The sequence below is a fragment of the Pelagimonas sp. genome, assembly GCF_050633425.1.
Taxonomy (GTDB): domain Bacteria; phylum Pseudomonadota; class Alphaproteobacteria; order Rhodobacterales; family Rhodobacteraceae; genus Pelagimonas.
Genome location: NZ_JBOEGM010000014.1, coordinates 31489 through 55987 on the forward strand (window position 1 = coordinate 31489; position 24499 = coordinate 55987).

Sequence of the window (24499 nt, forward strand, 5' to 3'; positions counted from 1 at the left end):
GCGCGGAAGACGGGCAAGTTGTCTCTGTCACAGTCACGGATTCGACGCCGACGGTCAGAAACCATACGGCAACAGTTGCAAGCGGCGTTTGGAGCGTGACGGTTGATCTTACCGGCTTGGCGGACGGGTCTTTGTCACTGACAGCGGATGTGTCTGATGTTGCAGGCAACCCGGCCACACAGGCGACCCACAACGTTTCGCTGGATGTTCAGGAACCCGTCGGGTTTGGCGCAAGCTTTGATGACAGTGTGATCAATGCATCCAACCAAACCTCTATCAGCTTTAGCTTTGCGGGTGCCGAACTCTTGTCCTCGTATGAGTATGTCATCACCTCGGATGGTGGCCCGGGTTCGGTGAGCGGCGCTGGGTTGATTTCAACACCGACCGATCAGATCACCGGCATTGATGTGTCGGGGCTTGCCGATGGCACGCTGAGTCTCTTGGTTATGTTGACCGATCAGTTCGACAATGAATCTGCAGCGGTGATTGATACCGTGGTCAAAGACACTGCCGCGCCAACATTGGCGATTGCTTCGCCTTTGGCGGTGGATGACTTGGTCAATGCGGCTGAATCCACGGCAGTGGTGATTTCCGGCACAACAAGCGGGGTTGAGGATGGCCAAACGGTTCAGCTCGCGATCACGGATGCGGCGACGACAACCCTGTCGCCGACCGCCACAGTGACCAGCAACGTCTGGAGCGTGACGGTTGATCTGTCGGTCTTGACCGATGGGGCTTTGACGATGACAGCGGATGTGGCGGATGCTGCGGGCAACCCCGCCACCCAAGCCTCGGCGAGCGTCACGATGGACACGGTTGCGCCAGCGGGTCAGGCGGTTGCCTTTGATGACAGTGTGATCAATGCGGCCAACCAATCTGCCACAGGGTTCACCTTTGCGGGAGCCGAAGTCGGGGCCAGCTATGCCTATACGATTTCGTCAGATGGCGGCGGCGCGGATGTCACAGACACCGGCACAATCGCGACCGCAACAGACCAGATCAGCGGGCTTGACCTGTCGGGTCTGGGCGATGGCACGCTGACTGTTTCGGTTGTCTTGACCGATACCTTCGGCAACGCTGCAGCAGCGGTGACGGATACGGTTGAAAAGGACGCCGACGTTCCACAGGTTGCATTTGACTCTGGCTTGGCGGGCGATTCCGTTGTGAATGCCGCCGAGCAAGCGGCGCTGACACTCTCGGGCACCACAACCGGTGTTGAAGATGGTCAGACGGTCACAGTCGTTGTCGCGGATAGCGCGTCGTCCACGGTCTCCGGGCCAGCCACAGTTAGCGGTTCGACATGGTCGGTTGCGCTTGACCTGACGGCTTTGGCAGATGGGGCGTTGACCCTAACGGCGGATGTCTCGGATGCGGCAGGAAATGCGGCGGTTCAGGGAACCACCACGCTAGCCAAAGATGCGACCGCGCCTTCGGGACAGAGCGTTTCCATTGATCAATCGCCCATTTTGCTGGCAGATGAAGCCGGGGTCAGTGTCACTTTGGCGGGTGCCGAAGTTGGGTCGGCCTATGCGATCACGCTAAGCTCATCGGGCGGCGGAACACCCGTGACCAGAAACGGGACGATCTCATCTGGTTCGGAGCAACTGAGCGGATTTGATCTAAGCGGTTTGGGAGATGGCACAGTCACCGCTTCACTTGTCTTGACGGATGTGGCCGGAAACGCCGCGCCCGCCGTGACTGGGACGGCGGCCAAAGACAGTGCGGTGCCAACAGTGACCTTGGCCGCGCCTGTGACACCGCAGGCCGACGCCTTTGATGTCACGGTGACCTTTAGCGAACCGGTTGTGGGTCTTGACGTTGCCGGATTCGACATTGTTGGCGGTTCGGCGACGGGCCTCACGGGGGCGCTGGACAGCTACGTTCTCACTGTATTGCCCGATCATGATGGTGAGATCACCATTCAGGCACTGAGCAACGCGGCACAGGATGCCATCGGCAACCCAAGCGATCCGTCGCTTGTGGTCACGGTGACCGCGCATTTGACCGGCACACCCAATCCTGCTCCTGAAACGGATTCAGATGGGGATGGTGTTCCTGACAGCTATGAAAGTGCTTCGGCAGACCGCGATGGCGACGGGATTGCCGACGCCGCAGATTACGATCCAGCCGGGTATTTCTACTGTGAGGATGACGGCCGCATTATGTCAGGTGGTGGCATCACGGTGTCTGGCCCATCCGGCTCTAACAGTTCGACCGGTGTTCGCAATGACATCAACATCGTTCAGGACGGCAGCTCGGGTCAGTACCAGTGGTTCGCGCTCCGCCCAGGGACATATAGCGTGACCTACCACTATCCGTCGGAGTCGGGGCTTGCCAGCACGACACGCGTTTCGTCGGGCACTCTTGATGTGACAAGCCTTTTGCCCGCCAACCCAGCGGTCCTTGGATCAACAGAATTTGGCAGCACTGGCTATTTGGCAAACAGTTCGCTCGGTGCAAACCCATCATTCTATTCAAGCTTTGTGATCGAAGCGGGTGATCCAAATGTCTTGGCCAACAACATCCCGATGACCCAATGTGCCGAAAACGCATTGATCGTCAGCGCGACGGATAACGGGGCCGAGGCCAATGGCGGTGTCACAGATGGTATTTCGTTTACCATCGCCCAAGACAGATTGTCTTTGGTCGACACGGTCGTGTCCTATGAAATGAGCGGCACAGCGACCCAAGGCGACGACTATGCTACAGCCAGTGGGACACTCACCATTCCTGCCGGGGATATGTCGGCGGATGTTGAGCTTGCGGTTCTTGAAGATGGCTTGGTCGAAGGCGCTGAAATTGCGACGTTGACACTCACGGCGGTAACAACAACGGATGAGGCAACAATCCTCAGCACAACGGCCAGCGATTTGGCCGGCTCTGCGACCATTGCCGATGATGATGCCATTGCAATCACCGTGAGCAACGATGATCTGTCGGCCTCTGAAAACGGCCGCGATCATGCTGCGATGAGCTTTGCTCTCAGCAGTCAGCCGGGCTTTGATGTTGTGCTGAATTTTGAGGGTGACGATCAGTGTACTGTTTCACCATCAACGATGACCTTTAGCAGCGTCAATTATGACTCTCAGCAAACCCTGACCATTATGGCGGTGGATGATGACAAGGTCGAAGGCACACATAGTTGTCAGCCAACGGTCTCTGTCAGCTCGTCTGATACCGATTATAATGGCTACGCTCTAAGCTTAGCTGCGGTGAGCATCAGCGATGATCTGGTCGATCAAATTCGTGAACCTTTGACAGAAATCCTTAAGGACGATCTTGAGGATACGGTCCGCACACAGCAGCGCCGCTTTAGCGGTTTTGCAAAAGGTGCGTTGGGCCGGTTGCGCGATGGTGCTGAGGATCTGCCATGTGGCACGATCAAGCATCCTGATGTCGGTGGTAGCCTGTCGGCGACGGATGGTTCGGGCAACATGCAGGGTAAATTTGGCTGGGAAACCTATCATTGCCAAACCTCGGTTCGCAATATTCTGGATGGCTCTTTCTCGGTGAACTGGTCCGAGGAGTCAGGCACGCAAGCCATGTTGGAGGTGTCCCGTCTCACGGAAAACTATATCTCGGAAGACGAGATCAGAGGTTTCTTCTGGGGTGGTTACTATAGCCGCAACAATGTCGACAGCTCGGCCAAGGGAGTCGTCAATGGCTATGGTCTGAACGGTGGTATCTATGGTGCCAAAGCGATCAGCTCGGGTTTGTTTGTGGATTACTACGCCTCAGCGGCGATAGGTGTTCATGATTATGACCTGACCTTTGACGCGGATGCCGGCGATATTACAGCCGAAGGCAACTACAAATACGCTGCTCTCTTTGGTGGTGTGGCCCTGAGCGGGAAGCACGACTTTAAGACCTACACCGTGAGCCCAAGAGTTGGTTTGGACGTTGCCCAAGCCTGGGTCAGCGATACGGATGTCACGGCCACGCAACTTGGCCAGAGTGACAGTGGCACGATTGATTTGCCGAACTTTAGCGGTGGTCGTTTCTACGCAGAGATTGAGATTTCGGGCCTTAGCACCAAGAAAGGTGCCGAAGCATTGGGTCAGGTGATGAGTGAAATCAGCCTGACACCCCGGATCGCCTGCGAGTATTCGTCCAATTCGAGCGATCCGACCTGTGGCGGCGGTATCAACTTTGAAGTCACGTCCAGCAATGCCAACAAGCATTTGGACTATGGGTTTGAGCTGGATTACGAACGGATGGATGACCAAAACCGCGTGCGCCTGAGTTTCTCACGCGAGCGTCGTTTTGCCGGTGACAACGGGTCGGTTGTGACACGCTTGTCGATGCCAGGAAGCGAAGATGTCACGGTCGAACATGGTGTGCGTCTGAACTTCTAATCCAGACCTATGAAAACAACAAAAGCCGCCCGGTGAAAGACACGGGCGGCTTTTTCATGTTTAGGAAGAGGGGTTTAGCCGTCTGGGGCTTGCAGCTCGATCTTGGCAGAGACACGGCTTGGAACATCCAGCGTTTCAAAGCGATAGCTGCGGATTTCATAGCCCCAATCGGGGTGCGACGAGGTGATCCATGTTGCGAGACGCACGAAATCAACATCGTTAAAGCGCAAAAGCACAATGCCTCCGGCTTCGGTGCCAAGCTCCGAAAGCGAGGGTCGCAGATTGGCGGAATTGAGACCTTCCTCTAACCCGCTAAGCCCAACCGGAGTAAAGGTTTTGACCGGGTCAGCGGATGGAATGGCGCGCAACTTCTGGGCCTCGGCGCGGCGGTTCTCGACCCAGCTGTGTAGGGCGGCGGTGTCTTGCAAGGTGGCATCTGCCGCGACGCGCGATTGAGACAAAGGTAAGAGGACGCCAAACCAAACGCCTGCAGGCACGGCAAGAGCCATCATCAATCCCAAAGACACCCGTTCTCGGCGGCTTAGGGGCAAAACAAAATCGACAATTTTACCGATCATTGATCTGTCTCCTGTGCGGGGTTGATGATCAGGTCAGCCCGAACCCCGGTGACACCGTTTTCGGTTCGCCTGTCTTGCAAAACAACGTCCAAACCGTCGGCGCGAATGGCCTCGGCCAACTGATCCACCGCTGCAAAATCGCTCACTTGGACGACGATGCGCAGCCCCTCATCCTGGCGATAGTGGAAGAGATTTGTCTGCGCCCCCGCAACGCTAAGGATTTGGGCAATTTGCGTTCCCAAATCCAGCGGGTCGAGCTCTTGTTTTACGCCGGTATCCTGTGCCTTAAGATCGGCGAGGGCGCGAGTGACCTGGACACGCGCATCCAAAACGGGGCCGCCATTGGTAAAGTCTTGCTGCACAGCTGCGGTGATTTGTTTTTTGTAGGCAAGGGTTTGGTTGTCTGCACTTTGAATAGCCCACCACTGGCCAGCGCCCCAGACTGCTGCGGCCAAAGCACTGGCGGCAAAGGCCCACACCCAAGGGCGCAATTGCCGTTTGAGGCGGGCGCGTGCCGCGGTTGGGTTGTTGCGCAAGTCCAGGCCCAGCTCTCCGAAACCAAGCACACGCGGCTTGGCCAACCCGCTGGCAGCAAGGTCGGCCGCGCTTCTGAAAACGCGAATGTTTTGGGCCGATGCAAGGTCCTGCAAATCGTTTGGAAGGACGCCGATTGCCAAAATCGCCTTGGGGGCGGGGCCGTCCTGAAGGGCGCGGCGCAGGGCGACACGCGCCAAGGCAGGGGCGGCGGTAAACCCATCTTGAGGGCCCAAACGCACCATAACAGCCAAAGCCCCTTCGATTTTTGTTGCGGAAATGGTCCAAATTTCGGGGGCCGCCGGCAAAGACAAATAGTCAGGCAAAACCGCCCGCCCCGGAAGGTCGACCAAGCTGGCGAGCCAGTCTTTGTCTGCCACCAAAACCTGCGTCCATGCCTCGGCAGAGCCTTTGTCCAAACCGGCATTATAGGGTCGCAATGCGATCTGATCAGATTTCAGGCCGAGCCGGTCCGACACCTGACGCGCCGCCACCTGTTCACGGGCTTGGCCGCGCAACCCCGGCGGCAAGTCCAAAGACACAAGAGGCACCGACGTGCCGGGCACCAAAACGATCTGACTGGCCGTTTTTGCGTCTGGCTCGTCTGGAAACGGGGCGGGCTGGCGCAAGATCGGTCTCCTGTCTGGTCGGGGCTTTGATGGCTTGGGCAGAATGCCGATGGAGCGCCGCAAGTGCAATGGCTTAGGTCGGCGTTTTCGGGGTTAGGGGCGACTGCTTTGATGCCAAACAGATGCGGTCACGGCAGGGCGCGTTTTGCGAAACAACACCGTTTCACGGCGCGCCGTTTGGCGCCCGAGCTTGGTTTGGGAATGGACATGAAACCAGTCTGACGACACCGAAATCCGATCTTGGGTGAGCACAGTTCGATCTTCTTGGGTGTCTGGATTGCCGTTGTTCTCCTCTTCGGTGTCCTCGGCGGTGGCCAGACCTGTCGCGATCAGGAAAGATTCCGGGGAGGGAAAGGGTTCCATGTCACGCGCTGCGAGAATCCGCGCCAAAGCCGCAGGCGGTACATTGGGTAGAAACGCCGACAAAATTTCGTAGTCAGCGGTGTTAATATTAAGAAGCGTGTCGCCCGGAAGCGCAGCCAAAAAGGGCCGCAGGCGATCGAAGTGACGGTCTGTCAGACCGGGCAGAACGCGGAGTTGATCCATGGATAAAATCGCACCGCCAACGGGATCAAGCGCCGGTGCCATGCTGCGCCAAACCACCCGGTCTTTTGGGCCACCGGGTCGGAGGAAGGTTTGGATTTCTGTGCCCACCTGAGGGGGAACGGACAAGGCGGCCAACAGACGATCAAAGGCGGTTTGAGCCAGCGTATTTTCAGGATCGGCCAGCCAATTGACATTAAACAGCCCCTGTAAATCGCGAATTTCGCCGCTGACGGACCCTTGTAGGAGATCGACAGGGGGCAAGGGTTGCGCCCAGGCTTCGCTCTTGTGATCCGTCATGTTTGAATCGCGCGCGAGTATGCTGGCGGCATAGGCGTCAAAAGCATCAAGGTTGAGAGTGACCTGTTCCGCCATGGTTCCGGCATCCAATCGGGCGCGCCCGGCCTCAGAGCGTGCCAGCAAAAACACCGCCACGGCGGACAAGGCGGCGACGATAACCAGAGCGTTGACAAGAACAAATCCACGGGTGTTGGCCATCAATAGGTTTCCACCAAGACAATCGGGCCAAACCCTTGCAGCTCAAACGAGAGTTTAATGGCCTTAGGCAAGGCACTTGAATAGACTTCTGGGGCGCTCCCGGCGCTATCTCCGTCGCTTTGTGAGGTGGTAAATGCGGGGCCGAAATTCGCCCCATCAATCCATCCGACACTTTGCAGATAGCTTTGGACCGTCAAGTTGCGCACGCCTGTCAAAACCTGCTGTGGCTTTTGGCGAGCACTGTTTTGTGCCGGTATCAATGTGCCCCAGCTCTGACGGCTTAGAGTCTCGTCGCGCAAAATCCAGTCAACCCGCTGAAAACCTGCACCAACGGTTTGTTCAGCCACCACACCACGGCGACCCGCCACCGAGAGCGAAAAAACACCGGAGCGAAAGCGAACCGCGGATTGTGGGGCCTGGCGGTCAGGTGGGTAAAAGGCCATCGGGATCGCCGACGAAAGATCAGCCCGCAGCAAGGAAACCGCCCGTGTGAGATGCGCATTTTGGTCGGAACGCTCGGTCTGGCGGTCTTGGGTACGCAACATGCCGGTCAGGGCCTGTGCGCCCATCACCGCGACCAAGGCAAAGATCGACAGGGCGACAACCAGTTCGATCAGGCTCAGCCCGGTGTCGGAACGCCACGGTCTCATTGGGGTTGACCGGGGGTGAAATAGGCAATCAGTTGCGCGCCTTCACCGCTGTCGCTGCGCGCTGTCACAACAGATTGAACCAGGCCTGCGGCGGTTGTCTTGTGGCTCACCTCAAGTTGGATGTTGTAGGGGCCAAGGATAACCTGTTTAGGCAATTCTGCCCGCGTGCTAAAGATCTTGAGTTCTTCTATTCGGTTTCGGGCAGCGAGCCGCGCCATAAGTCTTGGTGTTTCACCGCCAATGACACGCTGTGATTGATCGGTTGCGCGCAAGGCGGCCACGGTGCCGATGGTCAGCACCAAAATGGCAACTGCAAGTTCAACCAAGGTGATGCCCTTTGTGCGGCGTGATCGGCGCAGGCGGCTTAGCTTGTTGTGCATGTTAGCCCCGCAAACCCATCGCTTTCGCATTGAACCGAGGTTCCAAAGGTGATGCGAAACGCGGATGTTTGGCCGGTCGGCAGAAAGACGATATCGGGGGATTGCGTAGAGACCGGTCCGGGCAGACCGCGAAAAGGCTTGGAGGATAGGGTGACGGTGCCGCTCCACTTGCGCGGCGTGTGATCGGTTTGCCAACCTTGACTGCCAAGCGCCATGACCTGAGCGTTTTGGCGCGTAACGCTGAGACCCAGAGTTTGCTGACCCGCAATCGCAAGGTCGCGTTGGCTGTGATATATTGTGCGAAATTTGGCAAGATCACTGGTAAATGGCGATCCTTGCCGGGGTATTGCCAGACTGGCCCCGACCGCCAAAACCGACAGAATGGCGATAGAGATCAAGAGTTCGATAAGGGTAAACCCCCTATCAGCTTGATCGCCGGGCGCTATGGCGGAGGTTATTTCAGCGTCCACGAGCCGATATCCCGATCCGCCCCCGTGCCGCCCGCGACGCCATCCGCCCCATAGGAAAAGACGTCAAAGTCTCCGTGAACGCCGGGCTCAAGGTATTTGTATTCTTGCCCCCAAGGGTCAACCGGAGCGCGGTCCATATAGCCGTTTTGCGCCCAATTTGTGGGTTCGGGATCGCTCGTTGGTTTGGTCACCAGAGCCGCCAGTCCTTGTTCATTGGTGGGGTAGCGAAAATTATCGAGCCGGTACAAATTGATCGCGCTGACAATCGCCGCGATATCCGACTGCGCCCGTGCCGCGCGGGCTTGATCGGGGCGGTCGATGACGCGGGGTACAATCACCAGCGCCAAAATCGACAAAATCACCACGACAACCATCAGTTCGAGAAGGGAAAACCCATCGTCCTGTGGTCGCTTGGTCTTGGGCGTGCAATGATAGTCAAAATTGATCATGAGGTGCTTTCGTTGAAACGGTTGCGCAAGTCCGCTGCGAGGCCACATCTGTTTATTATTCACGGGGCATATGTGTTGTCCAGCCGATCTTGGCAAGCGACCCAAGGGGCAGAAACGCCATGACCTTCGACCAGACCGGTTTCGGTGATGTTTATAGCGCTGTTTTTCTGATCCTGATCGCACCTGCCATTGGGTCTTTTTTGGGGGTGTTGGTGGATCGCCTGCCCAGACAAGAAGACATTTTTGGGCAAAGGTCTGGCTGTCGGGCCTGCGGGGCACCGTTGGGTTTTATTGATCTCATTCCGATCTTGAGCTTTGTCATGTTGGGCGCAAAATGCCGCCAGTGTCACAAGCCGATAGCGGGATGGCATTTATACCTCGAGGTGGCGGCGCTTGGACTTGCGCTTGTTGCGCTGAGCAGCGGTGGCAACCTTGTGCTCATCTGGCTGACGGCGCTGTTTTTCTGGATTTTGTTGGGGCTTGTGGCGGCTGACCTGCTTTGGTTTCGCCTGCCCGATCCGTTGACCTTGGCCTTGTTTGTCACGGCGCTGGCGCTTGCCATGTTGCCCGGTCAGATGGGCGTGTTTCTGGCTCTGGCCGGGGCCGCTTTGGGGAGCGGTGTTTTTTGGATCATTCGCATCGCCTACAAAGCGGTGCGCGGTCGTGAGGGGCTTGGGTTTGGGGATGTCAAACTGATGGCTGGGTTGGGCGCTTTTTGCGGCCCGTTTGACCTTGCGTTGTTGCTTTTGTTGGCCTCGGCCGGGGCCTTGATCACCGGGCTTGTCGCCTATGGCGTGCGCGGCGGGTCTGGCCCTTGGGCGACCCGGCGTTTGCCCTTTGGAGCGGCCCTATGTATCGCGAGCTTGGTTCTGTGGATTTATCGACAGGGATCGCCGATCTGACCTGACAGAAATCGTGGTTTGATATTGGGTGTTTGAGCGCTTACGATCCCGCGTCGAACCCTGCCGCATTTCTGAGCGCCCGAAGTTATTTTCCTCCGCCCCTCCAAAATGAGAGAGATATGTCCGTTTTGAACACCAACCTGCCCGCCGCACTCTTGTTGGCCTTGGTCACTTGGCCTTGCCTGCCATCCGCCCAAGAAGCAGGCGAAACAGATGCGCCCGCCGCCGTCATGACTATGGAGGAGGTTGAAAAGGCTTGGGCGGCAAAAGATTTTATCGCCGTGCGTCAGGGGTTACAGCGTCTCGCCGAAGTCGATCAGCAACCCTTTGCTATGTATCGCTATGCTCGGGTCTTGATTCAGGGTCGCGGTGGGCCAAAGGATATGCGCTCAGGGGTTGAGTGGCTTGAGAAGGCCATTGAAGGCGGTCAACTGGATGCCTCAGTGCTTTTGGCGCGGCTGCTTTTGTCGCAAGGCACGGGTGGGCCTGCACCGGATCCAGAGCGGGCGGCCAGGTTACTAAAATCGGCGGCACCGCGTGGGAATGTAGAAGCCCAGTATTATCTGGCTTTGCTCTATCGCGAGGGTGTCGGCGTTGCTCAAAGCGCTGAAGATTCACTGAATTGGATGCTGGCGGCGGCCGAAGGTGGCAAGATTGATGCGCAATTTGAAATGAGCCGCATGGCGTCTAAAACAGACCCTGCAAAAGCGGTGCATTGGTTGCAAGAAGCAGCCACATCGGGCCATGCCGAAGCGCAATTTTTTCTGGGATTTGCTCTTGATCAGGGGCGCGGTTTAGCGCGCAACACTGAGGCGGGGTTTGACTGGCTGCACCGGTCCGCCGAAGGGGGCTATGTGCCTGCGCAGGTTGTCGTGGGGCGAAAGTATCTCAAGGGTGAGGGCACCACGCAAAACGGTGCCGAAGCTGAGCGGTGGCTACAATTGGCAGCCCGTGCTGGCAGCGCTGAAGCCATGACGGAATTGGCCGCAGGCCATCTGGCAGGGACCGTTTTGAAATCTGATCCACCGCTGGCGCTTGCGCTGTACAAACAGGCCGAGCAATACGGATCGCCCAATGCAATGGTCGGTTTGGCGGCGATGCTGGAAGAAGGGCAAGGCGGTGCGGCGGTTGATATCGAAGCAGCGGTTGCGCTTTATCGTGAGGCGCTTGGAGAAGGGCACACAGGCGCGGCAGTGCGGCTTGGTGACTTGGCGGGGCAGGGGAAGCTCGATGGGTTATTGGCGCCACATCGCGCCGTGCCTTGGGCGATGGCCGCTGCGCAAAACGGCAACACCGATGCGTTGGAATGGGTGCGTGGCCATGCCCAGGCCGGAATACGTCCGGCACAATCCGCGATTGGCATCTGGAATATCACACAAAACGGCCCCTTGGAGGAGGCTGTCACCTTTTTGACCGCTGCTGCGGAAGCGGGCGACCCACCTGCCCAGCATCAGTTGGGCCTGTTGTTCATCAGCGGTCAAGGCGTGGAACAGGACTATGTCCAAGCCCATAAGTGGTTGAATATCGCGGCGGCCAGCGGGAGTTCTGCTGCCGCTGACAAGCGTGCGGTTGTGGTGGATTTGATGACAGCCGAACAAGTTGCAAAGGCCCAAACCGCCGCGCGGGCGTTTTTTGAGCAGGTCAAATCACCAGCCGGAGTGTCTGAATGATGACGCTTTGCCGTTGGGTGTGTGGGGTGATGCTGTGGGTGTTGATCAGCGCTGCGCCAAGTGTTCAGGCCCAAACACTGGCCCAAACACTGGCCCAATCGAGCCAGACGGATGTGACCAAAGCCGCGCAGGCTGGCCAAGCTGATGCACAGTTTGCGCTGGCGGTTCGTTTACTGGAAGGCAACGGTGTTTTGCAGGACTTTGCCGCCGCCGCCGAATGGATGGAAAAGGCCGCGCAGCAAGGGCACGTGGCAGCGGCCAATCGCCTTGGACAAATGTTTCACGATGGCATCGGCACCCAACAGGACAGAGCCTCGGCTTTGACTTGGCTGGCCAAGGCCGCCGCCTCGGGCAACAGTCAGTTTCTCTATGAATATGGCGTTGTTCTGGAAGAGGGCGCGGAGCAGGACAGCGACATCGCCAAAGCGGCAACGCTCTATCGTCAGGCAGCAGATCAGGGGCATTTGACTGCCGCTGTTAGCCTCGCGGTTTTGTTGCAGGCTGGTCGCGGTGTTCCCAAGGATTTGCCCGCGGCCCTGGCAATCTATGAACAGGCGGCTGAGCACGGCTCAGCGCAGGCGCAAAATAATCTTGGACTGATGTATGTGCGCGGTGAGGGTGTCGACCTTGATTACAACCGCGCGTTTGAATTGTTTGAAGCCGCCGCCGCTCAGGGTTTGCCAGTCGCGACAGGCAATTTGGCGGTGATGTATGAAAATGGCTTTGGGGTCGAAATCAATGAACCGCGAGCCAAGGCGTTGGCCATTGATGCCGCGCGCAGTGCCTCACCTAAGGGCAATCTGGCCCCTTTGTATGACCCACGGTTGAAGCCGATCACAGTCAGTGATGCCACGGTACAAGCGATCGAAGCGGCCGCCACGGCAGGCGATCCTGTCGCGCAGTTTCAATTGGCGTGGCTGTTGATCTCGTCCCAAGATCAAAGCTTTGCCCAAACCCAGAAGGCCGCAACGCTGTTCCGCATGTCGGCAGACGCAGGTTACCCTGCCGCTATGGCCAATTTGGGCGTGATGTATTTTCAGGGGCAGGCCGTGCCCCAAGACTATGTGCTTGGCCAAATGTGGCTGGTGCTTGCGGGGGCTGCCGGGTTTTCACAGGCGCTCGATCTGAATTTCCTGATGGCAAGCCGTATGACGCCGTCACAGATTTCAGAAGCACAAACGCTTGCCAAAGCCCGAACCACACAGGGCAAATGGCCCTAGCTTAGAGCGTTTTTAAGCGTGCTGAGATGCTGGCGACGCGCCCTTCCAGTGACCCAAGCGGGTCCATTTCCGGATTGGTTTTGATCACTTCCGACAGGGCTTTGCGCGCCGAAATCATGTGTGTCTTTCCGGCACCTTTTTGCCCCGTACTCAACAATTCCAAACCTTGTTCATGTTGGGCTGTTCCGAACACGGCCAGCGCGGCGGCGCGTGCATTTCCTGTCTGAGAATTTGCCAGTGTCGACGAAATTGCAGCGGCCTGATCATAATTCCCGCTGCGCAATTCGGCATGCGCGTATTCCAATTGCAGCCGTTGCGACAACGGGCCTGCTTCGGCCACCAACTTCGCATAATACCGTTTGGCGACATCATAATTCCCGTTTTCCAAAGCGTTACGCGCAATTGCGTATTTTGCCTGAAAATTGTTCTGCCCAACGCCAATGTCATCGCAGCTTGCAACAAATAAATATGCCAGACCGAGTATTCCGGCCCGAACTATCGGGAATGCCTGCATGTTTGCTCTCTTTAACGCTTGTTTTGTTTGCGCATTTTCAGACACTATACCCTTTGTGGCTTGCTGCGTCTATGCTTGGGCGCGTGGGATAAGATCGAAGGGGCGGGATGCGCTGGATTGGCTGGATAACGACACTGGGTGCGCTGGCATTTGCCGGTCAAAGTGGCCATGCGCTGTGGCAAACGACACAGACTGAGCCAGAGCAGATCGGACCTGTGGTGCAGCAAGGCCCCTCCAATATTGAGGAATCTGCGCCCCCGCAGCGGGCCGTGCGGCACTGGCCTCCGATTTTTGGGGAACCCCGACCGCCAACGCCGGTTCTTGCGCCGCCAACGCCAGAACCCCAACCGCCCCGACCGCCTTTGCCGCCCATCGATTCGCTGGGCTATTCGCTCAAAGGGTTGGTGCAAGCCGGAAGCGCGACCTGGGCAATGGTTCACCATCCCACAGGCGAACAGCTGGTTCGGGCCGGTGATATGTTGACGGAGGAAATGGAGGTCGCCCGGATTGATAAACAGGGTGTTTGGGTGACACGCGGCGGCGGAGAGCCGGAGTTGCTGAGCTTTGCCGAGTGAGTTACCCGGCCACCGCAGCCTGAAGGTCAAACACCGGTAACAAGACCGCCAGCACAACCACCAAAACCAAAGCGCCAACCACCATCATGAGCATGGGTTCGAGCAACGCCGCGATCCGTTTGCGTTCCGCTGATAATCGGTGTTCCGTTAAGGCGGCCGCCCGTCCTGTCATGGGGGCCAAGCGCACCGATACTTCGCCCGCCGAAATCAGCTGGCGCGCGATGGGCGGCAAAAAGCTCAGTTCTTCGAGCGCAGAGGCAAGGCTTTGCCCTTGGCGAACAGCGGTTGATACGGCTTGGCCTTCACCCTGAAATTGTGCCACCGTCAAAACGCTGGCGGCACTGTCAACGGCGCTGAGCACCGCATGCCGTGACCCCAAAACCAGGGCCAAAGTCCGCATGTATTGCACCGCTTGCGACATTCGAAACAACCGGCCAAGCAAAGGCAGTTTCAAAACAGTCCGGTCCCGCCAGTGGCGCAATGATGGCACCCGAGGAACCGCAATGGCAAAGGCGGCCAGAGCCACAAGGGCCAAAGCAAGGCCCGCCCAGTTGTCCAATATCGCATCGGAAATCGCGATGACCACAACCGTAATGGGGGGCAAATCGCGCCCTGTCATTTCAAACATCGCGACGATTTCCGGCGCGACATTGACCATCAAAATCCCGCAAACCAACAAAGACACCGCCGCCACAAAGGCCGGGTAAATGAGCGCGGTTGCGATTTGCGCTTTGCCTAGGTTCAGTTCTTCGAGATGATCGGCCAGTTCGGAAAACACATTTGCCAGCTCGCCAGCCTCTTCGCCCGCCCGCAATGTGGCGAAGTAATAGGGCGGAAACCCAGCGCCCGATTGCTCAAGGGCAAATGATAAGGATCCGCCATCAAGCAAATCTGCCCGCGTGCGGGCGGCAACAATTTCGAGGGCAGGATGACCACCGGTGCGCACCGCTTCAAGCGCCGCATCCACGGGCAATTCCGCCCCAAGCATCACGGCCATTTGTCGGGTAAACACCGCCTGCAAATCGGGCCCAAGGCGCCGGGTCCGCCCGCCCGACAACAGCTTGGACTTGGCCCCACCGGCCTGAGTTTCGACCAAATCGGAAACGAACAAATCCTGGCTCGCCAATTGGTCGGTCGCATGTGTTTGTGTTTCGGCGACAATTGTCCCGGTACGCTTGCGGCCTGAGCTGGTGTAAGCCGTGTAACTATAGGCCTTCACGTGACATCCCCGACAATGCGCTGCGCTTCGGCCAAACTCACCCGACCTTGTGCAACCGCCTGCAGGCTTTGCCCGGTGAGCGTGTCGCGCTGCGACAATGCCACGGCCTTGATAGCGGATTCACTTTCGCCGCGATCAATCGCTTCTCGTAGGTTTTCGGTCACTTCGGTGATTTCAAAAATACCCATGCGCCCGGCATGCCCGGTCATGGAACAGGCGTCACAGCCTTTGGCGTGATAGAGTTGCGCAGGCGGGGCAACATCATGGCGGGCGAACAGGGCCTTGTCGTCGTTGCTGATAGGACCGGCGGTCCGACACTCGGGGCAGAGTTTGCGCAACAGACGTTGTGCGATCACGCCGCGCAGGGTCGCTGCAATCAAGAAGTTCTCAAGGCCAAGGTCGCGCAGACGCACAATCGCCCCGACCGAGCTGTTGGCGTGCAAGGATGAGAAAACCAAGTGACCGGTTAGCGCCGCCTGGGCCGCTGTGTTTGCCGTTTCGGAATCCCGGATTTCGCCGACCAGAATCACGTCAGGGTCTTGACGCAGGGTCGCCCGCAATCCGGCAGCAAAAGTCATGCCAATGTCCGAATTGATTTGGGATTGCGACACCCCTGGCAAGTCATATTCGATCGGATCTTCGACAGTGACAATGTTGCGCGTAGCGCGATCCGCGAGTTGCAACAAGGAATAGAGCGTTGTGGTTTTGCCTGCACCGGTGGGGCCAGTCGCCAATATGACGCCGTTGGGAAAGGCCGCCAACCGACGCAACAGCGTTTCTTGGTTTTCTGACAGGCCCAAATCAACCAAGGGCATCAAGCCGGTCGAACGGTCCAGAATACGCAAAACAATCCGTTCGCCATAATGGCCGGGCAGGGAGCTGACGCGGGTATCAATCACCCGTCCCCCCAAGGACAGCGGAATCCGCCCATCTTGGGGAAGCCGGGTTTCGGCGATGTCCAAGCCCGCCATAACTTTGAGCCGCGAAACAATGCGTTTGACCGGAACATCGGGCCGGTCGAGCACTTGTTGTAACACGCCATCAATCCGCATCCGAACCTGCAACCCGCCTTCGTGGGGTTCGATATGTAAATCCGACGCGTTGTCTTGGACAGCGCGGCGCAGCAGTTGATTGACCAATTGGATCACCGGCGCATCGCCCGGTTCATCCAACAGATCACGTTGACGGCGGGCGAACTCTGCTTCTTCCAGGTTAAAGCTGATGTCATCACCCGTGCCATCGCCCCCGGCTTCACCACCGCGATAAGCGTCAGACAGCGCGGCGTCAAAGCCGATCTGATCGGCTTCGATCACGTCAAACTCGGCCGCGCCCAGACGGCGCTGAACCTCGCGCAGGCCCAAATGAGTCACCTTTGGCCCAAGGACAACACCTTGGTCTGTCAAAACAATTTGCTGATCTTGCGCAAAGGCAAATGGCAAACGCTCGGTCAACGGCGGCTTAGTACCCGTCGAACTTGAGCCGGGTTGGGAGAGGGGGGAAGTTTCGGCGTTGGGCAACGTCATCTATAAACCCGGCATCAAAAGGTTGGTCCAGATCGGCACCGTTGAAGGGCATCGCGCCGACTTGGCTTTTGGGATATCTTCCATCATCCAGCGGCGCGATGGAAGCACTGACTGCTTGCGCCTTGCCAGCTACACGACGTGTGATGCGCCGCGCTTCTGCATCATTGGCGACCACCTGCGGACGAATAAGGACAAGCAAAACCCGTTGCGATTTGTTGGCGTTCTTGCCTTTGAACAGCCCACCGAGAACGGGCAAGTTGGACAGGCCCGGCACCCGCTGAGACACCGACCCGTTGCCGTTTTCCAACAGGCCACCCAACATAATCACCGCGCCGTCACGCACCAGCGCGGTTGTCGACAGAGACCGGCGTGTGGTGATTTCACCACCGGCCGAGGCGTTGGAATCCGTTAGGTTTGACACCTCTTGTTTGATCACCAAGCGCACTGTCCGATCAGCGTTTATTTGTGGGGTCACGTTCAAGGTCAGGCCGACATCTTGGCGTTCGATGGTTTGGAACGGGTTCTCAACCGCGCTCTCACCCACCGTGGCGAAACTGCCGGTCACAAAGGGAACGTTTTGCGCAACGACAATTTCGGCTTCTTGGTTGTTGAGCGTCAGGATGGACGGGGTCGACAACAGCCGGGTCGAATTGACCGAGGCGATGGCCGTAAGGAGACCAACAAAACCGTCTTTTCCCGACCGTTTACTGGCCCCTAGAATGCCCCCATTGCCCGGATCAGCGGTTTGCCCATTGGTAACCGACGAGACCAGGTTGATAAGGCTGGTTCGCCCCGGCAATGCAAACTGTGACCCACCGATCAGCGCATCGTTTAGAACCGCGCCAAATTGGACGCTCAGATCTGACAGGCCTTCGACCGACATTTCAAAGATCACCGCCTCGACCAAGACTTGCTTGGGACGCTGATCCAGATAGCGGACCATTTCGGCAATTTCCCCAATTCGTTCCTGCGGGGCAGAAATCAGCAATGAGTTCGTCTGCAGCTCAGGCACAATCCGAATGGGGGCACGTACTCCGGTGGGGTCTTCGGTGTTCAGGGTGCGCATCACCACTTCGGCGATTGAGGCAGCATCAGCGTAATTGAGCGAAATCGCGCGCGACATAACGGTATCGCGCTGGGTGTCCAATTCTGCGACCAAGACCCGAACCCGGTGGCGGATCGCTTCGGACCCAGAAATCAACAAAGCGTTTGAGCGACGATCTACGCTGACATTCGATCCGTCTTCCAAAATCCCCATGGTTTGCACAACCTGCATCACATCGGCAGCGTTGGCATTGCGCAGTCGCAAAATTTCAACGGGGGCGGATTTGCCGGGTTTGTCCAGCTGATCAATCAGTTTGGAAATTCGGGCGATGTTGGCACCGCGATCCGACAAAATCAGCCGATCCGTTCCCGGAACAGCGCTAATGATGGCTTCAGACGGCAGCAAAGGCCGAACCACTTCAATCACCTCTTGCGGCGAGATTTCATGAACGCGGATAACGCGGGTCTCAAAGCCACCGGGCAATGGGCTTACCCCAGAGGCCAATTCACGCGCAGCGTTTAATGGCACAATCCGATCCGCACCGGCACCTTCGACAATGGTCAGACGGTTCAGCTCCAGAACGGATAGAAAAACCTGATACAGGTCTTCATTCGACATTTGGTCAGGCGAAAGAACCGTCACTGTCCCACGCACGCCGGGATCAAGCACAAAGCTCCGACCGGTCGCCTCTGCAACGATTTCGACAAAGTTCCGCAAATCCGCGTCGCGCAAATTCAGAGTGACCTGCGCCGAAGCAGCCATCGGAAGACCGGTACCAAGGGCGAGCAAAAGCGCCCCAAATATGTACCCGCGAACGGTCTGAAACAGACGAAGGAGACTCGTTAAGAAACTGACCCAAGCCAGGTTGTGCATTGCTTGCTGCCTCATGCTCTGCTCATATCATTGGGCGTTTTTCGCCCTTGCCGCTATTTTTTCAAAAGCATAGTTTAAAACGTGACGAAATACACGAACTTTTGAGCGGAATGTCGTGGCCTACGACCGGTCACAATTAGAAGATGAGAGGCTGCGCGTTGATACACTTAGGGCGCGCACCCAGATGGGTGTCGGCACAGCACTCTGTCTCGAAACCTAGTAATCCTTCTCGAAAAACAGGCCAATCCCCGTGTCGCCATCACTGTCCAAACGCCCGCGCAACTTAAGGCTTGGGGTGATATCTAGGTTTAGATTGATCTGGCTTTCGCCGCTCTTGATCGTGACATCGGTGTAGATGTTGTCGGACACATATTTGCCGATTTTAGCCTGAGCCTGACCGTTTTCATCTGCGCCAACGTCAAGATTGTCGAGGCCAAGCCCCTGACGAAATTTATCCGCGATCCCAAGCCCCCCACGCCCGGTGAGTGTCCGAATGGCGGCCGCCAATTGCACCGCCTGAATGGCCGAGATTGATGTCGCGTCTTTGCCAAACAGGAAATAGCTCAGCGCTTCGTCCTGGGGCAATTCGGGGGTCGATGTCACAGTGAGCTCGGGCGCTGAGGCAAAGCCAAACAGCCGGAGCGAAACGGTAACGTCTTCGACTTCGGAGGTGGCCGAGAAATCAATCACCGGGTCGAAACTTCCGCGCAGATAGGCCGAACCTTGGGTCAGTTCGAGACGACGCCCAAGGAGGTCGAGCCGCCCTCGGATCAGCTCAAAACCACCAATAGGAATGATGTCATTGCTGGTGCCGGTAAGCTGGAGAGAGCCCCCCAACTCCGCATCAAGACCACGCCCCCGAATGAAGAGTTTGTCAGGCGCATTGATGGTCAGATCAAGCGGGTAGGCCGCCGCTGAGTTCGCGTTGCTGTCAGGCTCCTCCTCCAACCCGGCAAAGCGCAAGGTGCGCTTGACTTCGGCATTGGGGTTGAGATGGCGTAACCCTTCGAGCGCGGAATAAGACGGATTGAATTGCGGCAGACGCAGCTCAGCAGATGTCAGGGTGATCACACCGCCGATCCCCGCGCCGCCGTCGAGCGGACCCTTGATAGAGAGATCACCGCCAAGGGAAATCTCGTACAGGCTCGCGTCCCGCAGGGTGACTTTTTTGAGTGCCGCGTTCAAATCGGCAACAAAAGGCGGTTCGAGTGAGACCGGCCCGGTAAAGCGCACCCGCCCCCCCGACGAAATTTTGCCCTCAAGATCAAGGTTGGCCCGGCTGGCCGACAGGGTGATCGGGCCGGAGATTTTCTCGACCGCGATGCCAAGAGAGGGGGTGGTAAAACGACCCTCGCTCAGCGTGACCTGGCCGGTGACCGAGCTTAGGGCAGGTGGGCCGTTAATGGCGAGGTCGAACTGCGCCTGACCCGAAAGCGCCTGCCCAGACAGATAGCGATTGGCAACGGCCAAAGGGGTGACGCCTGTAACGCTTAGATCAAGCCGGGATGCGTCGGTTGCAACACGCCCCCGAGTCGCAAGGGTAATGCCGCCCGGCCCGGTTCCTGACGCATCAATTTGCCAAGTCTCCCCCTGTTTTGAGGCGGTGCCTGAGACCTGCGCCACGCCGGGAAACTCCGGTACGATCCGGGCCAGATCGGGCAATGTGATTTGATAGCGCAAAGTGCCACTGGATCGGTCAAACCGACCGGATAGATCCGCATCAAGACCGGACGCGGAGAGATCAAGCTGGCGGATGTCCACGGTGTCACCGGCGCGGGTCGCCGAAAGCGCATATCGCGACACACCCCGCAACAGCGTTTCGGCGGTGGCATTCCCAAAGCGCGGGTTGGACAGGGTGCCATCTGCGGTCAGATCAAAGGACAGATCCTGAAGGTTGGCACGCCCCTTGGCTCTGACTGTTGCGGCCCCGGCCAGCGATTGACCGGCAAGCCGGGAAAACGCTGCCAACTGGCCAATTTCGGCCACCACATCACCCGAAGCCGCCCATTGCGACGCGGCGATTTCATCAATGCGGCCGGTGAACGTGGCGGAACTCGCCCCTGGCAGGGTCGACTTGAGTGTCAAAAGCCAATCAGAACCCTGCTGCTGGGTTTCGGCGATCAGAGTGGCGGGGCCGGAGAGATCAGGCAGTGACTTGCCGATGTCGCGCAGGCGGGCATTGAGCGTTGCGGTGCTGGTGCCATCAGTGAGGGTGCCGGTCAGGGACAGGCTCGCTTCGTCTGTGTCGATCAAAGCCGGAGAGACACGCAGGCCGGCGGTGTCGCGGGTGACGTTTAGCGACAGCTCTCCCTTGCCAAGAATGAGCGGATCGAACTGGGTGAGGCCGGTTTGCAGGTCACCTGTGTCGCCAAGAAAGCGCAATTCAAAGGCACCGGTCAAAGGGGCGACGTCGCCAGAGATACGCAGCCCCGCGGCCCCGCTGAGTTTCAAGCCTGCCAGATCGGCAAAGCGCGACAGGTCAGTGGCGGTTAGGGTGATGTCGGGGGTCAGGCTCAGATCGTCAAGCTGTGTCAGATCGGAGACAGAGAGCGCGCCGCTCAGACCGTAATCCGCGCCAGACAGGTTGAGGTCGCGCAGATGCAAGGGCGCACCGGTGGCCCAATCAAACCGCAACCCGCCCGTGAGGTCGGAGCCGATGGCACGGGCAATCGGGACGTTATCAGGCAGGAGCGAGGCGGCGTCAAAGGTCAGCGCACCCGTCACACGAGAGGCGTCAGGATCAATCTCACCGCGACCATCAAAGCCAATCGACCCTGCGGTGAGCCCATCTTGGACCAAACCCATCAATCGGCCCGACAATTGCCATTGCGACCCGGCATCGGCATCAAAATCGCCGGACAGAACGGCGGCGCGAATGGCGGTGCGCGGGCCGGGCAGAGGCAGAACCACGCGCTCACCCGAAGGCGGCGTAATGGTCCCCTCAAGTGACAGGCGTTGCGGCCAACCATCCGGCCCCAATGTGCCAGAGCCGCGCAGGTTTAGGGCGGCTGCGGAAAGATACAGTTCGGATAAGGAAAGCGCGCCGTTCGGGTCACGATGGCCCTGGGCGCGAAGCTGTACCGCGTCGCCCAGAAAATCCGCGAAATCCGGGACAAAAACGGGGGCAATATCGCCCCTAAGTTTGGCCGCAAAACGCGACGTGCCGTCGGGCTCGGTGATAAGCGCGACATCACCAGAGAGCCGTTCTTGGCCATCGGTGGCCAGGTTGATATCGGCCTTGAAGTCACTGATCGGATCTCGGCCCTGGGCGGTCAGCCGAACCGATGGCTTGCCTGGAAGCGAGAGCAGATTGGCGGCAATCCCATCTGCAGGTTCATCAAGTTCGATATTTAGATCAAGAATTTGGTCCGAGTTTCCAAAACCGCCGCTAATTTTGAACACACCGTTTTGATCAAGACGTTGAAGCCCGAGTTCAACCGTACCAGCACCATCAACAAGCTCGGCCGACCCTGCAAACTGAACGCGGGCGGCTTGGCCAAACAGCGTTTCGCCCAGAACCGCTTCGGCGATTTGCATTTTGGCGATGCGGACAGAGACAGGCAGCTGGGGCAGCGAAAACGGCGTAGACGCGGCAGGGGTGGCCAAGGTCTCGGATGTGCCAGAGGATTTTGGCGCACGCGGCAGGTCAATTTTGCCGATGGTGATTTCGTCGATTTCAATCTCGCCGGACAAAAGTGCCCCCCGCCGCCAGACCAACGCAACATCGGTGGCTGTGAACCAAATGCCATCGGGATCTGTAATGGTGATGCGCTCCATTGTGGCGCGGCTCGACAGGGCTCCGGCGAACCCTGTCAGGGTCACCGTGCGGCCAGGGGCCGAAAGGGCATCTTCAAGAAGACCTTGGATGTAACCCCGATCACTATCCTCTGCGGCGGCACCAAAGGGGAGCCACAGGGCGCAGAACAGGGACAGACAGAGGACAATCAGGCGCTGCATCAGAAGGCTTGCCCAATGCCAATATAAAGCTGTACGCCATAGTCAGTGTCACCGGCCAGCGGCCCAGCCACGTCAACACGAACGGGGCCGACAGGGGTCTTGTAGCGCAGGCCAAGCCCGCCGCCCGCATGCCACTCACCGTCGTCAAACCCATCAGCACCGATAAAACCGGCATCGGCAAAGCCAACAACCCCGATGGTATCCGTCACGGCATATCGCAGCTCGGCAGACATCGCTGCAAGCGCCTTGCCCCCCAGATCAAGGCCGCCATGGCTGGCCCCGAGTGATTGATAGGGTTGACCACGCACCGTCCCGCTGCCGCCAGAATAAAACAGGAAACCGGGCGGCGCATCGACCGCGTCGGGGCCGGTCACTGACCCAAGTTGCAAGCGACCCGCAAAGACCGCGCCGCTGTCGCCGAGGCTTTGATAGCCGCGCCCGTCAAAGGTAAATCGGCCCCCGGCCTGAGAGTTGCGCGTGTCATAAAAGGGGGTCAGTTCAGTGTGGAGGTAATAGCCCGATGTGGTGTCGAGCTTGTCGTCGCGCCGGTCATAGGTCAACGATGCGGGCAGGCTCAGGATCAACAATTCGCGGGTGGTTTCAGGATCGGAAAAACGATTCGTGACCTTCGAATAACTGACACCAAACCCAAGCTGACCTGACAGGTGTTCGTTGAATTCACGCGAGGCACCCAAGGTTAAACTGACCTGACGATCAAGGTAATCGGGCTCGTCTTCATGGCTGAGTTCAGCCTCAAGAAAAAACTGGGTGTCGGGGCCATAAACAGCCGGTTTTTCAAGGCGGAATGACAGGTTGTAATCAATGCCCAAAGTATCGGTGCCGATCTGGGCGATTTCACCTTCGACGCGCAGGCGTTCGGCACCGCCAAAGATATTGCGATGCAGCCAAAAGGCCGACAGTGTCATTCCTTCCAGGGTTGAAACCTCGACCCCGCCGCCAAAACGACGCGGTTTGCGATCAATCACAGCGATGGACAGATCGAGGCTTCCGTCTGGATTGGCAGTGTCGGCTTCGGTCACCTGGACAGATTGAAACGTTCCGGTTTGACGCAAGCGCGAGGCGGCTTTTTCCACATCATCAGGGTGAAAGCGATCCCCTCTTGGAATGCCTGCGATTTGGCGAATGCGGGCGGGTTTGACGGCGCTGTCACCGGTTACGATAACGTCGCCAAAGCGCAGACGCGGACCGGGGGTGACCTGAATCCCGACATTGAGCGTGGCGGCGATATGATCGGCACTAATGTCTTGGCCACTGATATCGGCCTTGGCATAGCCCGCATCGCGCCAATCGGTGATCGCACCGGTGGCAGCATCACGCACAACGGTGGCCAAGGCCGGCTGGCCGGGCGCAAAGGTTTCGGGCGGTGTTGAATTGGCGGCCAGCGGGGCGATCTTGGCGGCCCCAAATGTGAAACGCGGCCCCGGTTCCACCAAAATACGCAGATCCTTGGCGCGAGTCGGGAGATGAAACGGATCGATATTGGCGGCTTCTTGGCCATCCAGCGTGATGCGCACAACGGCCGAATAATATCCTTGGGCGTAAAGCGCCTCGACGATATTGGCGTAATCGGCCTGCGCGGCGGTCACAACATCACGAATGGTGACGTCGGGTTGATCGACAAGCGGCAGCGAAATGGAAGCGTTCCTGAGGCTATCGCGGAGTGGATCATTGTCCGTGTTGAGCAGGCTGACTTTGGCTTGCTCCAAGGCAAGCGACGGCAATGGGGCCAAAAGCGGGCCGACCAAAGCCAGTCCGCAAAGCACCAATCGAACACCATACCCGCCAAGCGACATGATTTGCCCCACCCTTTTGCGCTTAACCTATGCCAGAGAGGCGCCTTGGGCCATGGCAAAATGTGACGTGGGCGGCAATTTGCAAAGACGACGGCTCGGTC

General features: G+C 58.1%; 18 protein-coding genes. 5 read left to right on the forward strand and 13 right to left on the reverse strand.

The window, feature by feature from the left end; genetic code table 11:
- On the forward strand, positions 1-4355 hold a 4355-nt coding region (locus ACRBB0_RS12900; RefSeq protein WP_431374846.1), incomplete at its 5' end, for an Ig-like domain-containing protein.
- Positions 4356-4429: 74 nt separating this feature from the next.
- Here the strand turns inward: ACRBB0_RS12900 and gspM are convergent.
- The 7 genes from gspM to gspG all read right to left on the reverse strand — a co-directional run bounded on the left by gspM (position 4430) and on the right by gspG (position 9086).
- Positions 4430-4933: a type II secretion system protein GspM gene (gene gspM / locus ACRBB0_RS12905; protein ID WP_431374847.1), complete on the reverse strand. Its 504-nt coding sequence runs from the start codon at positions 4931-4933 to the stop codon at positions 4430-4432.
- The gene (gene gspL, locus ACRBB0_RS12910) at positions 4930-6096 is read right to left on the reverse strand and encodes a type II secretion system protein GspL (protein ID WP_431374848.1); all 1167 of its coding nucleotides are present in this window, start codon (positions 6094-6096) and stop codon (positions 4930-4932) included. Before gspL ends, gspM begins: the two co-directional genes overlap by 4 nt.
- A gap of 93 nt (positions 6097-6189) precedes the next feature.
- Positions 6190-7137, reverse strand: coding sequence for a type II secretion system minor pseudopilin GspK (gspK, locus tag ACRBB0_RS12915; protein WP_431374849.1), 948 nt, complete (start codon positions 7135-7137; stop codon positions 6190-6192).
- Positions 7137-7787 (reverse strand): type II secretion system protein GspJ, encoded by a 651-nt coding sequence (locus ACRBB0_RS12920; RefSeq protein WP_431374850.1) that lies wholly within the window; start codon positions 7785-7787, stop codon positions 7137-7139. The genes gspK and ACRBB0_RS12920 overlap by 1 nt, the downstream gene beginning before the upstream one ends.
- Complete coding sequence (locus ACRBB0_RS12925) at positions 7784-8167, reverse strand: type IV pilus modification PilV family protein (RefSeq protein ID WP_431374851.1); 384 nt, start codon at positions 8165-8167, stop codon at positions 7784-7786. Before ACRBB0_RS12925 ends, ACRBB0_RS12920 begins: the two co-directional genes overlap by 4 nt.
- Complete coding sequence (locus ACRBB0_RS12930) at positions 8152-8637, reverse strand: type II secretion system protein (RefSeq protein ID WP_431374852.1); 486 nt, start codon at positions 8635-8637, stop codon at positions 8152-8154. Before ACRBB0_RS12930 ends, ACRBB0_RS12925 begins: the two co-directional genes overlap by 16 nt.
- A complete protein-coding gene (gene gspG / locus ACRBB0_RS12935) occupies positions 8622-9086 on the reverse strand; it encodes a type II secretion system major pseudopilin GspG (protein ID WP_431374853.1) in 465 nt (154 codons plus the stop codon). Before gspG ends, ACRBB0_RS12930 begins: the two co-directional genes overlap by 16 nt.
- A 119-nt stretch (positions 9087-9205) precedes the next feature.
- Here gspG and ACRBB0_RS12940 point away from each other — a divergent pair, with 119 nt between their 5' ends.
- The 3 genes from ACRBB0_RS12940 to ACRBB0_RS12950 all read left to right on the forward strand — a co-directional run bounded on the left by ACRBB0_RS12940 (position 9206) and on the right by ACRBB0_RS12950 (position 12878).
- Positions 9206-9988, forward strand: coding sequence for a prepilin peptidase (locus ACRBB0_RS12940; protein ID WP_431374854.1), 783 nt, complete (start codon positions 9206-9208; stop codon positions 9986-9988).
- A 119-nt stretch (positions 9989-10107) separates the two neighbouring features.
- Positions 10108-11658, forward strand: coding sequence for an SEL1-like repeat protein (locus ACRBB0_RS12945; RefSeq protein WP_431374855.1), 1551 nt, complete (start codon positions 10108-10110; stop codon positions 11656-11658).
- Entirely contained in the window at positions 11655-12878 is a 1224-nt protein-coding gene (locus tag ACRBB0_RS12950; RefSeq protein ID WP_431374856.1) for an SEL1-like repeat protein, read from the forward strand. Before ACRBB0_RS12945 ends, ACRBB0_RS12950 begins: the two co-directional genes overlap by 4 nt.
- Before the next feature lies 1 nt (position 12879).
- Here ACRBB0_RS12950 and ACRBB0_RS12955 read toward each other — a convergent pair whose 3' ends face one another.
- Positions 12880-13392, reverse strand: coding sequence for a tetratricopeptide repeat protein (locus ACRBB0_RS12955; RefSeq protein WP_431374857.1), 513 nt, complete (start codon positions 13390-13392; stop codon positions 12880-12882).
- Positions 13393-13499: 107 nt separating this feature from the next.
- Between ACRBB0_RS12955 and ACRBB0_RS12960 the strand changes: the two genes are divergently transcribed.
- Complete coding sequence (locus ACRBB0_RS12960) at positions 13500-13967, forward strand: hypothetical protein (RefSeq protein WP_431374858.1); 468 nt, start codon at positions 13500-13502, stop codon at positions 13965-13967.
- Position 13968: 1 nt separating this feature from the next.
- Here the strand turns inward: ACRBB0_RS12960 and ACRBB0_RS12965 are convergent, their stop codons facing one another.
- The 5 genes from ACRBB0_RS12965 to ACRBB0_RS12985 all read right to left on the reverse strand — a co-directional run bounded on the left by ACRBB0_RS12965 (position 13969) and on the right by ACRBB0_RS12985 (position 24398).
- The gene (locus tag ACRBB0_RS12965; protein ID WP_431374859.1) at positions 13969-15186 is read right to left on the reverse strand and encodes a type II secretion system F family protein; all 1218 of its coding nucleotides are present in this window, start codon (positions 15184-15186) and stop codon (positions 13969-13971) included.
- Entirely contained in the window at positions 15183-16637 is a 1455-nt protein-coding gene (locus ACRBB0_RS12970) for a GspE/PulE family protein (RefSeq protein WP_431374860.1), read from the reverse strand. Before ACRBB0_RS12970 ends, ACRBB0_RS12965 begins: the two co-directional genes overlap by 4 nt.
- A 7-nt stretch (positions 16638-16644) precedes the next feature.
- Positions 16645-18642 (reverse strand): secretin N-terminal domain-containing protein, encoded by a 1998-nt coding sequence (locus ACRBB0_RS12975; RefSeq protein ID WP_431374861.1) that lies wholly within the window; start codon positions 18640-18642, stop codon positions 16645-16647.
- Between the two features lie 201 nt (positions 18643-18843).
- On the reverse strand, positions 18844-22584 hold the full coding sequence (locus tag ACRBB0_RS12980; RefSeq protein WP_431374862.1) for a translocation/assembly module TamB domain-containing protein: 3741 nt from the start codon (positions 22582-22584) through the stop codon (positions 18844-18846).
- Entirely contained in the window at positions 22584-24398 is a 1815-nt protein-coding gene (locus tag ACRBB0_RS12985; RefSeq protein ID WP_431374863.1) for an autotransporter assembly complex protein TamA, read from the reverse strand. The genes ACRBB0_RS12980 and ACRBB0_RS12985 overlap by 1 nt, the downstream gene beginning before the upstream one ends.
- Positions 24399-24499 lie beyond the last annotated feature (101 nt).